Annotated in this window: 10 protein-coding genes and 1 other RNA gene; all 11 read left to right on the top strand. The window is 42.1% G+C overall.

All coding sequences use genetic code 11. The annotated features are described in order from the left end of the window. Positions 1-1,563: glutamate synthase-related protein (locus QZR70_RS06755; RefSeq protein WP_295794020.1), on the top strand; the 1,563-nt coding region annotated here is incomplete at its 5' end. 113 nt (positions 1,564-1,676) lie between these two features. Beyond that, positions 1,677-1,776: signal recognition particle sRNA small type (gene ffs / locus QZR70_RS06760), an RNA gene on the top strand. A gap of 167 nt (positions 1,777-1,943) precedes the next feature. Continuing rightward, positions 1,944-4,715, top strand: coding sequence for a DNA polymerase III subunit gamma/tau (dnaX, locus tag QZR70_RS06765; protein ID WP_295794021.1), 2,772 nt, complete (start codon positions 1,944-1,946; stop codon positions 4,713-4,715). Positions 4,716-4,765: 50 nt separating this feature from the next. Next, complete coding sequence (locus QZR70_RS06770) at positions 4,766-5,095, top strand: YbaB/EbfC family nucleoid-associated protein (RefSeq protein WP_008602262.1); 330 nt, start codon at positions 4,766-4,768, stop codon at positions 5,093-5,095. Further along, the gene (gene recR / locus QZR70_RS06775) at positions 5,096-5,692 is read left to right on the top strand and encodes a recombination mediator RecR (RefSeq protein WP_004694915.1); all 597 of its coding nucleotides are present in this window, start codon (positions 5,096-5,098) and stop codon (positions 5,690-5,692) included. Position 5,693: 1 nt separating this feature from the next. Further along, complete coding sequence (locus QZR70_RS06780) at positions 5,694-5,948, top strand: hypothetical protein (RefSeq protein ID WP_105093643.1); 255 nt, start codon at positions 5,694-5,696, stop codon at positions 5,946-5,948. A gap of 9 nt (positions 5,949-5,957) precedes the next feature. Beyond that, positions 5,958-8,546 carry a 3'-5' exonuclease gene (locus QZR70_RS06785; protein ID WP_295794024.1) on the top strand — a complete coding sequence of 863 codons (2,589 nt, stop codon included), beginning with the start codon at positions 5,958-5,960 and terminating at the stop codon, positions 8,544-8,546. After that, positions 8,546-9,604, top strand: a complete 1,059-nt coding sequence (locus tag QZR70_RS06790; RefSeq protein ID WP_295794026.1) for an RluA family pseudouridine synthase — start codon at positions 8,546-8,548, stop codon at positions 9,602-9,604. Before QZR70_RS06785 ends, QZR70_RS06790 begins: the two co-directional genes overlap by 1 nt. Before the next feature lie 238 nt (positions 9,605-9,842). Further along, entirely contained in the window at positions 9,843-10,967 is a 1,125-nt protein-coding gene (locus QZR70_RS06795; protein ID WP_295794028.1) for a cation diffusion facilitator family transporter, read from the top strand. Positions 10,968-11,091: 124 nt separating this feature from the next. Beyond that, positions 11,092-11,988 (top strand): hypothetical protein, encoded by an 897-nt coding sequence (locus QZR70_RS06800; RefSeq protein WP_295794030.1) that lies wholly within the window; start codon positions 11,092-11,094, stop codon positions 11,986-11,988. An 82-nt stretch (positions 11,989-12,070) separates the two neighbouring features. Further along, positions 12,071-12,643, top strand: coding sequence for an immunity protein YezG family protein (locus tag QZR70_RS06805; protein WP_295794032.1), 573 nt, complete (start codon positions 12,071-12,073; stop codon positions 12,641-12,643). Positions 12,644-12,717: the final 74 nt, after the last annotated feature.

The raw sequence follows: 12,717 nt of genomic DNA on the forward strand, positions 1-12,717 counted from the left end.
GATATTTACTCCATCGAAGACTTGGCTGAGTTGATTTACGATTTGAAATGCGTTAACAAAGATGCTCGTATTTCCGTTAAATTAACATCTGAAGCTGGCGTTGGTACTATCGCTGCTGGTGTGGCAAAAGCAAAAGCAGATAATATCTTAATCTCTGGCTACGATGGTGGTACAGGTGCGGCAGGCCGTACATCTGTAAAACACGCTGGTGTGCCTTGGGAATTAGGCTTGTCCGAAACACATCAAACATTGATGCTCAACAGATTGCGTGACCGCGTTAAATTGGAAGTAGACTCCAAGTTAATGACTGGTTTTGACGTAGCCGTTGCGGCTATGCTTGGCGCTGAGTTATTCGGTTTCGGTACATTACCACTCGTTGCTGTAGGCTGTAAAATGGCTCGTGTATGTAACCTCAACACATGCCCTTATGGCGTAGCGACACAAGATGAAAAATTGCGTGCTCGTTTCACAGGTAAACCTGAGTATGTAGAAAACTTAATGATCTTCATCGCTCGTGAATTACGTGAAATTATGGCTCGCTTAGGAATTCGCTCCGTAGCTGAACTTGTAGGTCGTATCGACCTTGTTCGTCAAAAATCTCAAGACGATAACTTCAAATTGTCTCGCGTTGACCTTAAACGCGTATTGTTCCATCCATATATCGATGCATCTGTAGGTCATATGCACATGATTGACCAAGATCATGAATTGGAACGCACATTGGATATGTCCAAGCTCTTGCGTATGTGCCGTCCTGCCATTGAGGACCAAAAACCTATTCGCGCTAAATTGGCTATCAACAACATTAACCGTGTTGTAGGTACCTTGGTTGGTTCTGAGGTGACACGTCGTTATGGTGAAAGCGGCTTGCCAGATAACACAATCAAGTTGAACTTTGAAGGCTCTGCAGGGCAATCCTTTGGTGCTTTCATTCCTAAAGGCATGACATTAGAACTTGAAGGTGATGCGAATGATTACCTCGGTAAAGGCTTGTCCGGTGGTACAATCACTGTATATCCACCTAAGAAATCCATTTTCGAAGCGGACGAAAACATCCTTATCGGTAACGTTGCCTTCTATGGTGCTACATCTGGTACAGCCTACATTAACGGTGTTGCTGGTGAACGTTTCGCTGTTCGTAACAGTGGTATCACTGCTGTTGTGGAAGGCTTAGGCGACCATGGTTGTGAATACATGACTGGTGGCGAAGTTCTTGTACTCGGTAAAATCGGCCGTAACTTCGCAGCAGGTATGTCCGGTGGCTATGCATACATCCTTGATTGCGATGAACGCTATGTTAATACAGGCCTCGTAGAATTACGCCCTGCTAATAATGATGACCTTAAACGCATTAAAGAATTAGTAGAACAACACGTATTGCATACTAACTCCGCTAAAGGCCGTCACATCCTTGAAAACTGGAATAACTTTGTAAACAGATTTACAAAAGTTGTACCTGTAGCATATGAAGAAATGCACGCTGCTATTGAACGCTATAAAGAACAAGGCTTATCCTTGGAAGAAGCTCAATTAGCTGCATTCAAAGAAAAATATGCAAAATAATTTCTAATCTAACTGAATATCCTTTAGATAAGACATATGAAATGCCTCTATAGCTTTGACTATAGAGGCATTTTCATGTATAATATTTGTATTGCAATATTGGATCATGGCAGTTCTCGGGCCCGTGCAATGGGGGCCTGTGAATCGTGTCAGGACTGAGAGGTAGCAGCACTAAGCGGTAACCTTCATGTGCCACGGGGAACCCGGGGACTGTCGTGATCGAATATTGCAAGGCGGCCTATGGGGCCGCTTTTTTTATGTCTAATCGATAGAGGGAAATGGGTTGTATAAATTAATGATAGAACTCTATAAAATGAGTAAGATTTCCGTGAATATGGTATAATAAAGTATTGTAATTTTCGGAAAAAGGGGGTGTTCCAATGGCATATATTGCGTTATATCGTAAGTACCGTCCGCAGACGTTTACCGATGTGGTTGGTCAGCATCAGGTGTCTGATACATTGATGCGTGCTATCCGCGGGGATAAGGTAGCTCATGCGTATTTGTTCGCTGGTCCGCGAGGGACTGGTAAGACGAGTATGGCCAAGATTTTTGCACGCGCTATCAACTGCGAGCATGGACCAACGGATCATCCTTGTAATGAGTGTAGTGCTTGTAAATCGATTTTAAGCGGCCAGTCCATGGACGTGCTTGAAATCGACGCCGCATCAAACCGTGGTATCGATGAGGTGCGTGCCCTTCGTGAAAGCGTCAAATTCATGCCTGTTGAAGGCCGTAAGAAGGTATTCATCATCGACGAAGCCCATATGCTTACGACGGAGGCGTGGAATGCTCTCTTAAAAACCATAGAAGAGCCACCAGCTCACGTTATGTTTATCTTCGCTACCACAGAAATTGAAAAATTGCCTGTTACTATCGTGTCTCGTTGTCAGCGCTATACCTTCAGAAGGATTACGTCAGACGATATTGCACAACGTTTATCCTATGTAGCAGAAAAGGAAGGCTTTGGCTTAGATCCTGCTGCAGCACAGCTCATCGCTGTTCATGCAGACGGTGGTTTGCGTGATGCCTTGAGTATCTTAGACCAATGTGCCGGTATGGCAACAGGTACTATTACGCCGCAAGTAGTAGAAGAACTGATCGGTCTTGTTAGCAAAGAATGGATTATTCACTTTCTAGATGCGTTGCGCAACGGGGATGGACCAAAATTACTGTCTTATATTCACGATGCCTTAGCAGAAGGTCGTGATGCGACACAGATTATGGAAGCCCTAATTCAGCATGTGCGGGCCTTGCTTGTAGGCAAGGTAGCACCTGATGCGGACGAGCTCAAGGTATACGATGCCTTTAAGGATGAATTCCTAGCTCAAGCTGAAAGCATCGATTTTAATGAGCTTAATCAGTATGTGCGCAGTGCACAATCGATCATGAATGATGCAAAACAGGTGGATAATCCACGAACCATCATCGAAATGGGCTTACTCGTTTTATGTGCTAAATTAGGCTCTGTTGATGAAAGCTTAGAAGACCGTGTATATGCACTAGAGTCTTCTGAGCGCTCTGAACGAAATGATTTATTAAACCGCATGGCTCAATTAGAACAACGAGGCCCAGCTGTCGCAACTGCACCTGCTTATGGTGCTAATTCCTTTGGCCCGCCTGGTGGTTATGCCAATAGCTTTGTTCCTGTAGATCATACGGCTACTGTACAGAGCGCTCCCATGAGTAGTAATCAAAATGCTATTGTTGGTACAGTACCACCTCCAAGTAGCGTAGGAATGACACCACTGCCTACGAATGTAGGCATAACGCCTCCACCGCTGGGAGCTCTTGGTAGCACACCTCCTCCTATGAATGGAGTGGGCATGGCTCCTCCGCCGATGGGCGGTGTTGGTATGGCGCCACCACCAAATACGGGAGGCGGACCACAACGACCTACGAGAAAACAAGCTACAGGACGTGGGAAAAAAGGTATTAGCACACAGGCTATCATTAGTGATCAAATCTTGTCTGCTCAAGAGTATCGCAATGTACAGTCTAATGTCATTAAATACTTGAAGGACAGCAATCGCAATATGACCTCTACCGTAATTGGCCAAGGTCAACTTGTATACGTAGACCAAAGTAAGGCTGTTATGGCCTTTAAAAATACATTGCACCTCAATGTAATGACCAACGAAGTAAACTTGGCAGAAGCGGCAGATGCTTTCACCTATACGCTAGGCTATCCAGTACATGTAGAAATCGTTGATGCCCTTACACAAGTTTACAAAGACTATAAAAAAGCCTCTGGCAGTACGACGCAGCACCAAGTAAAAGCACCGCAACGTCCACCAGAACCAATGGTTGATGTGCAGAAGACCTCTGAAGGTCAACCAACGCAAATGGATTTAACAAATCCATCAGCACCACAAGGCACTAATAATGCTTCAGTGGGAAATAGCTCAGCAGGAGCTAATAGAGCTCAAGCAAGTAGCGCGTCACAAGCTCAACAACCTATCGCACAGGTTGGAGGTCCTACACCTGAAGAGCCGGCTAGTAAGCCTGATTCAGCAGCAGTAGATGCGGCAAAGGCTGCAGCATTAGCATTCTTAGCAAAGAAGACGGGCGGTGCTGCTATAAGTGCCACATCTGGTGCTAATACGAGTGAGGCCGGACCAGAAACTTCACCATCTAGTGGAGATGTGCCGATTACATCCTTTGATGGCGGTCCTACGGTACAAGTGCCTGATGGAGAGATTCCTATCGAGTCGCTAGCAGGTTCTATTGAAGGCGATGATATTCCAGTTCATTCCTTTGATGATGTGCCGGTAGATGATATGGAGGAAGCTTACGTATCATCCTTAGATGATATGCCACCACATCCATTAGATAGTGTCACTGTTATTAGCGATGATGGGGAAGTCTTAGAACGCCCTATGGATAGCGGTGCACATATTGAGGTGGAAGCTGTCCCAAAGTCTAATGGGGGCGAACAGCAACAGGGAACCCCTTATCAAAGTGATGAACATGCAATGCTTTCACAAGCACCTATAGAGGTCGCACCTATCGATAGCGTGACGGTTGCTCGTGAATATGCATGGGACCCAGCAAATATGACGGAAGAGGAGCGAAATAATCCTCTCTTGGCAGAAACATTAGAAAAACTATCTGAAGATCACGACATCATCGTCGAGGTCATCGAAGAATAAATCAATTAGAATATGAGTATAGGACGCAGATCCTAAAAGGAGGAATTACAATGTTTGGTAAAGGTATGGGCAATATGGCTGGCATGATGAAAAAAGTTCAAAAAATGCAAGCAGATATGAAGAAAATGCAAGAAGAATTGAAAACTCGTACAGTAGAGGCTTCTGTTGGTGGCGGTGCTGTAACAGTTGTGATGAATGGTGAAAAAATCATCGAGTCTTTGAAGTTGAACCCAACTGCAGTTGATCCTGAAGACGTAGAAATGTTAGAAGATTTAGTGATGGCTGCTGTAAACGAAGCTAGCAAAAAAGTAGACGACCTCTTGGCTCAAGAAATGGGCAAAGTAACTGGTGGTCTTAACTTACCAACAGGTTTATTCTAAATGACAAACGCTTTAGAACGGCTCGTAGAGCAGTTGCGCCGCTTGCCGGGAATCGGCTCCAAGTCGGCTAGACGCTTGGCCTATCATTTGGTAGAAATGCCGAAGGAAGAGGTAGACCGTCTCGTGGAAACCATCGTAGAAGCGAAGGGGGCTACGCGTCACTGTTCTATTTGCTTTAACTTATCAGCTCAAGACCCTTGTGAATTCTGTAGCAATCCGAACCGCGATCAAACGACGATTATGGTCGTTGAAACTTCTCGCGATGTCATTGCTATCGAGCGCAGTGGCGACTATAAGGGCTTATATCACGTATTGGAAGGTGCCTTGTCCCCTATGGAGGGCATCGGTGCTGACGATATTCGCGTAAAAGAATTGATTGCCCGCCTTCGGGATGGTGTTGTACAAGAGGTTATTCTCGCTACTGACCCAGACGTAGAAGGGGAGGCGACAGCTCTCTATTTGGCGCGTTTATTAAGTCCAAGTGGCATTAAGGTAACGCGTATTGCCCGCGGTGTTCCTGTGGGGGGCGATATCGAATATGCCGATGAATTGACGTTAGGCGGTGCTGTAGTGAACCGCCAAGAAATGAAAGGATAATATGGGAGCTTTATTAGCATCACCGATTATATCGGCGGCTGTATCCGTTGCTGTAGCCTACATTGCTTTCAAAGTAGCATTTTTCACCATTAAACGGGTGGCTATGAATGCAGTAACTGGTATTTTGACGTATTTAGTATGCGTTCATATCCTCAATATTCCTATGGATATTGGTTTGGGCGTATGGGCTTTAACAGCGATTCTAGGCCCTATTCCAATGCTCATTGCTGCCGGATGGTACGGCTTTTTAAAATAGGAGGACCTCATGCTTATCAATAGTGAACAACAACGCGTTATTGATGAAGTTGAACAGAATATCCTCTTGTTAGCGTCCGCAGGGACGGGAAAAACGAATACACTTGCTTATCGAGTGGCTCACCTCATCGAGGGCGGCTATGCGAAGGCGGAGAATATCTTGTGCATGACCTTTACGAACAAGGCGGCGAACGAGATGAAAGACCGCATTCAATCGCTCGTAGGCAGTCCTGCAAAGGCTGTGGAGGTTAGTACATTCCACAGCTTTTGCTTTTTCGTGCTCCAACAAGAGGGCAAGCGCAATGAAACCTTGTATACGGATGTAACCATCTTTGATGAAGAGGATTGTAAGGAATTGTCTGAACCGTATCGTCCCGGTAAATTGCGAGAAATGTCCTTTGCCAACATCATCGGCATGGTAAAAGAATATCGCTCCTTGTATGGGTTCTATTCTGATGATCTCGTAGGCGACTATAAACGAACTATTGAGCGTTTGCAAAAGGAACAGCGTCCTGCAATTGAGCAACAGTTCTCTAGTTTTGGCAATGTTTTGTATAGTGAACTCCATGACTTTTTGAACCATGGTCACGAATGGATTGCCGCTTATGATGAAAGCTTAGCCTCTGTACATGGGCTAGATTTTACAGATCTTATTTGCGGTGTTCATCGTCTATTTCAAGATTCTGTAGTTCGGGAGCGTTGGCGTAGCCGTTACAACTATATTTCTGTAGATGAAATGCAAGATACAGGCGTACTAGAGTACAAGGTATTAGAAATGCTTTGGGAAGGTAATCACGTCCTATTATGTGGGGACTATTTCCAAACCATATACGAATGGCGCGGGTCTGATCCATTCCGCTTGCTCAAGCAGTTTGATTCGGACTTTAAGCCTCTAAAAATCATTTTCTACGAAAACTACCGCTCTAACTGGACACTCTTCACGATGGCGTTTAAAACATTGCAAAATATGTTCCATGATCTCGTAGGATCTATCTATACTGAATTGCCTCGCGCCAATAGTGAAAGAAAGGGCAAGCCTGTTCTCATTAAAGGCTGTAAAAATAGTTATCTTGAGGGCCGATATATTTATGAAGCTATCTGCGCCTTGCCAAAGAATGCCAATATTGGTGTTCTCGTACGAGATAATAAAAAGGCGCAACGGCTGAGCGACTCCTTTGAACGCCTTAACAATGAAAAACCTGAAGAGGAGCGCCGTCACTTTATGATTATTGACGAGTTTAAATTCTTTAGACGTCAAGAAATCAAAGACGTTATGGCTTACTTTAAACTGCTCATGAACCCGAATGACTCTGTCAGCGCTAAGCGCATTATAAAACGCTATGTTGCCGGCATCGGTGACGCGCGTATCGCCGCTATTGAAAGCCCTGAGACGCGACAAGTAGGCCTAAAATTGACAGACTTTATGGATATGCCCATCTTTGAGGCCGAGCCGTATGCCAAGCTCGTCAGTGGCTTAGAGAACCATGAGGTTGTGGTGTATGACGTAGAAAGTACGGGCACCGATACGTCCCAGGATCGGATTATTCAAATTGCGGCTATCCGCATCGATGAAAATGGGCAGGTCCTAGAGACCTTTGAACGTTTTATCAACCCTGGCGTACCTGTGGGACAATCCGAAGAGGTACACGGCTTCTCCGATGCATATCTACAAGACCACGGCGAAGAGCCAGCTACAGTGCTACAAGCCTTTAAGGAATTCTCCAAGAATGCTATTATTGTAGGCCACAATGTAAATTATGACGTCACCATCTTTACTAATGAATTGGCACGCCATAATTTAGGTAACTCAGAGTTCAAGGCTATTTATGATACACTCGATATCTATCGCAGATTCTATCCTAATTTGCCGAATCATAAATTGGGCTTCCTTGCATCAGAGTTTCCTATCAATCATGAGCCTACGCACAATGCGATGGACGATATCTTAGCCACTGCACAGCTTTTAATCTATGCAGTAAAAGAAAATATCGTGCCTACAACGACTGGTCGCATGGTGGCAATCAATAAGTATAAAGCAGCTTTCACCAATATTGCGTCCCAAATGGCGACGCTCAGGAGAAAGGCCTATACGGAGCTGCCAACGAAGTTATTGGCGTACATTATGAACCAAATGGGGGTTCTAGAATACTATAAATCCCATGGGGAAGCTGCAAAGGTAGAGCATATACGCGATCTGTATCGCATTATGGAAAAACTAGATGCTGCCTATGAAGGGCCACCTGGTTTAGCTCGATTAAATCAAATCTTGCAGATGGCGGCCCTTACCGCAGGTGAGCCAGCTCAACAGGTGCGAAATGAAGATCGTATTCCTATTATTACCATCCACCAAGCCAAGGGGAGCGAGTTTGATCATGTATTCTTAGCAGGCCTCAACGAAGGTACCTTCCCAAGCCCCTTTGCCATTGCAGAAGGCCGTGAAGACGAAGAAAAGCGCTTGTTCTATGTGGCCATTACGCGTCCTAAGCAAGAGCTGACCATTACCTTTGAACAAACCAATATACGTGGCCGAGCGATTCAACCAAGCTCGCTACTGAACTATATGCCACGAGACAATGAGCTCGTAGAAAGGAGATACTAATGGCGAGAAAAACACATCGTCCTGATGATATTTTGTGGACCGTAACTGCTGCGGATTTAGAGGCTGTACATACTAACAAGCTTGCAGTAGTACAGCCGTCTAAGAAACAAGAAACGGTCAAAATGAGTGATACTGTGGATATCTCGCTAGGCGAAGTCCTTGATACGAGATATCCACGGAAGTCTCTTGTAAAGTTATTTGAGGAAAAGCTAATCCACATCAACGGACATAAGGCGACGCCAAAGGATGTTATCTCCGAAGGTGACGAGATTTGGATTGCCATGGCGAAGGAAAAAATAGATCACGAACCCATAGAAATGAATCTACATATCTTATATGAAGATGATGATCTCCTCATTGTGGATAAGCCAGCTGGTGTGACAGTAAACTCAAAAGACCAAGTATCTCTTGCCAATGGGGTAGCGTACTACTTCAAAGAAAATGGCATTAAGCGGAAGGTTCGTTTCTTGAACCGCTTAGATAGAGATACAACGGGCTGTATCGTAATTGCTAAAAGCGGTTTAGCTCAAAGTCTTTATCAACAGCAAATGGATGATAATACCTTTGAAAAGTGGTATATGGCTACTGTGGAAGGCATCATAGAAGCTGATGAGGATTCCTTGGTATTATCTATGGAACGCAGTGCTGATGGGATTCATTACGAAGTAAATCCTAAGGGAAAAGAGACTCGTACAGATTATTCCGTCCTATGTAGACATCAATCACAGCCTGTGGATAAGTCTGTGAATAAGTCCAAAAATTCTGTGGATATAGCATCAAAAAATGTGGATATAGAACTATCAGATGTGGATAAAAGTGGTCAAAATGTGGACAAATCTGTGTATAACTTCCAAGAATGTGGATATACAGAGGTTTTAGTCCGTTTGTACACAGGAAAAACACATCAAATTCGTGTGGCTTTCAGCCATATAGGTCACCCTCTCGTAGGGGATACCTTATATGGCGCACAGCCAACGGAGCAGCCGTTCCAATTGCGTGCCCAAAAGGTTGTATTTACACACATGCGCACAGGGGAACGTATTACGGTTACCGCGTAATTTGATCTGATTACATTATTGTTAACAATAAATCTGTCCTATATATTGTGAAGTCACAATACATCAAATATTCTAATTGAGAATTGAGAATTATTGATAATTCAGTAATTACAATGATTTTATAAAAATTTTTCAAAAAAAATAATGACAAATGATAATCGATAAGCTATAATAAGAACATAGATAAATCGATAGGCTTCGATTTGTAGCTTAGTGAAATGAATGTAAGAGGTGTAGTATGATTTTGCAAGAAAATAGTGCAGCACGTAATCGGGGAATTACGCTTGCCAGTATAAAAGGTATTATAGGTAACGTCGTTCTCGTTATCTTTAAAATGATTGTAGGCCTTGCGTCTAACTCCATCGCTATCATCCTTGATGCGGTGAACAACTTAACGGATGTATTGTCCTCTGTATTGACTATCGTTGGTACAAAATTAGCCGCTAAAGGGGCCGATAAGGAGCATCCATTTGGACATGGTCGCATAGAATATATGACTACCATGGCAATTGCCTTCATCATCCTTGGTGCAGGTATCGGATCTCTTAAAGAATCTATTGATAAAATTCTTCATCCTGAGGTATCTACCTTTGATATTCCAAGCCTCGTTATCATCGCCGTTGCTATTGTGGTGAAAGTTGTGATGGGCCGCTATATCAAGGCACAAGGCGAGAAATACAAATCTGATGCGCTTGTAGCGTCTGGTATAGATGCGCTATTTGATGCGGTAATTACCTTTGCTACATTAGTATCTGCAGGCTTAGTATTCTTCTTTAACTTTGACATTCAAGGCTATGTAGGCGCAGCAATCTCTGTTTTGATTTTGAAAGCTGCTTATGACATTTTAAAAGAAATGTATAATCACTTGCTTGGTGTTCGTGCAGATGATAACTTAATCCGCGATATTAAAGAAACTATCGCACAACATCCAAATGTAGGTGGTGTATATGACTTGGTTTTGAATAGCTACGGACCTGGTGAAACAATTGGCTCTGTACATATTACCGTACCAGATACGATGACTATGGCTGATATCCATCCTTTGACAAAAGGTATTGCTGTTCATCTTTATAAAAAATTTGGTATTAATATGACCGTTGGCGTCTATGCTGAAAACCAACCAAGTGTGGAAGTGCTTGAAATTAGACAAGCTCTTGACCAAGTTGTAAGCTTATATACACATGTTGTACAAGTACATGCCTTTTACGTACACGAAGAGAAGAAAGTTATCTACTACGATATTATCTTTGACTTTGACGAAGAAGATCCACATGGTACATTAGAAAAAATTAAAGCAGAAATGCAAAAACGCTGCCCTGACTATGTACAATTTGCTATTGTAGATACAGACTTCAGTAACTAATAGAATATAAATAAAGGCTTCAACCAATCATCGACGAAAATATTTCGCTAAGAAATGGTTGAAGCCTTTTCTTTTACTAGTTGATAGATTTAGCTATACTATAAGTAAGAGAGATGGTGATTCTATGTTACGGTGGATAAAGAAACATTATATTGTAAGTTTTATTGTTTTCCTTATTCTTATTTTGTGTGCTTTGCACTTTAGTGGTACGAGAAATGAGACACGTATTTTGTCGAAACAAGGGATAATTCTAGAGAAAAATATTACAGTTGATCTTAATCGTAATCCTAATGCAACCGTGACAGTTATAAATGCAAGCAATTACTCTGAATCCTATGTTGTTAATGTATTGCCTATTATGACAGAATATAACTGCTATATTTTCGACTCTCTTATCGTTAATGATGAATTATATCTGCTTGCACGTTCTAATGCTGCAATTTCAAATATGAATTTGTATCCACTATTAATTTTTAAGATTAATGATACATCTTTAAGCTCTAATGTTATTGGATATGAATTCGATAAGTTCTCCGCTTCACTAGACTATATAGATGGTAAAATTATAGCTTCTAATGGGAGCGCTAAATATATCTTAAGTCCTGATTTATCTGCTAGCAAAATAGTGAATACAGACTCGATTTCTGTTCAAAATAAGAATGTTAGTAAACATGGTATAAAGAAGGATAAAGTAATATCAGACTCTTTAATTCCTAGAGATTTATACATGAATGGTAAGGCAGGCGATACCTATTTGCTTACTGTTAGTCCTCTTAACTATGCGAAGCCTAACATGAATTTACCATTTGAATTTTTAAAAGCTGAACAGTATTATGGTATACCTATATATGAAAATATGATGTTATTCTGGAATACTAATACAGATGAGATGGAGTTTTATAATAACTTGAAGCCTATAGATTCCTTCAATATCAAATATATGGATATGAATTATAATACTGAAAGATTTGAACATTGGAATCAGGTAATTAAGAATACAAGTTCTACAAAGTTAGACTAACTTGAAATTTATGCACTAAGTGAATATAATATATTGTGTAAAATATAATTTGTTTAGGGAATCCTATATGAGGAGAGATAGAATGAAGAAATTTGCTCTTACAACATTAGCTGTAATGGCGGCCGTTGGTGTGTTGGCGGTTCAGCCTGCAGATGCGAAGAAGGTACAACAAGATCCTGTAGTATCACCTATTGAAATGCCTATGAATGATGAAATTCAACAGGTTAATGGTGTATCCAAGTCTACCAATAAAGAGACACAACGTTTATCTAATAAGTTAGCAGATGCTACGAGAGTGATGATTAAGAAGAATTGGAAGACTATCTATATTAAAGCAGTGCCTACAGGAGATAAAGCGGCTGTACGTTTCTATTACACAGATAAAAATGGTCAAGTATATAATGGCCAAGTCATTAGAAATACAGGCCTATCTAAAGGCAAATATATGACTGGTTCGTTGCGACAAGTCGAAGTGTTACAAGAGTTGGTAAACCATTTGCAACAAAGTGGTCAAGAGGTACCATCCTCTATTGATCTTATCATTACCCAAGGCGGATACCGTACTAAGACGATCTTTAATTATGGTGAAGATACAAGAAATCTACAAGCTTACCAACAACAATATGAACAACAAAACTTCCCTACTATGAAGTAACAAAAAGCCCGTGCATTGATATGATATGTACCCATTTTCCTGGACACATATTATTTACTAGCCTAAACACATGG

This window comes from uncultured Veillonella sp., from assembly GCF_900545205.1.
In the GTDB taxonomy this organism is placed as follows: Bacteria; Bacillota; Negativicutes; order Veillonellales; family Veillonellaceae; genus Veillonella.

What these genes read in the sequence shown, in the direction of transcription:
- dnaX (WP_295794021.1), top strand. Translation starts at nt 1,944, where the DNA reads ATGGCATATATTGCGTTATATCGTAAGTACCGTCCGCAGACGTTTACC.
- QZR70_RS06770 (WP_008602262.1), top strand. Translation starts at nt 4,766, where the DNA reads ATGTTTGGTAAAGGTATGGGCAATATGGCTGGCATGATGAAAAAAGTT.
- recR (WP_004694915.1), top strand. Translation starts at nt 5,096, where the DNA reads ATGACAAACGCTTTAGAACGGCTCGTAGAGCAGTTGCGCCGCTTGCCG.
- QZR70_RS06780 (WP_105093643.1), top strand. Translation starts at nt 5,694, where the DNA reads ATGGGAGCTTTATTAGCATCACCGATTATATCGGCGGCTGTATCCGTT.
- QZR70_RS06785 (WP_295794024.1), top strand. Translation starts at nt 5,958, where the DNA reads ATGCTTATCAATAGTGAACAACAACGCGTTATTGATGAAGTTGAACAG.
- QZR70_RS06790 (WP_295794026.1), top strand. Translation starts at nt 8,546, where the DNA reads ATGGCGAGAAAAACACATCGTCCTGATGATATTTTGTGGACCGTAACT.
- QZR70_RS06795 (WP_295794028.1), top strand. Translation starts at nt 9,843, where the DNA reads ATGATTTTGCAAGAAAATAGTGCAGCACGTAATCGGGGAATTACGCTT.
- QZR70_RS06800 (WP_295794030.1), top strand. Translation starts at nt 11,092, where the DNA reads ATGTTACGGTGGATAAAGAAACATTATATTGTAAGTTTTATTGTTTTC.
- QZR70_RS06805 (WP_295794032.1), top strand. Translation starts at nt 12,071, where the DNA reads ATGAAGAAATTTGCTCTTACAACATTAGCTGTAATGGCGGCCGTTGGT.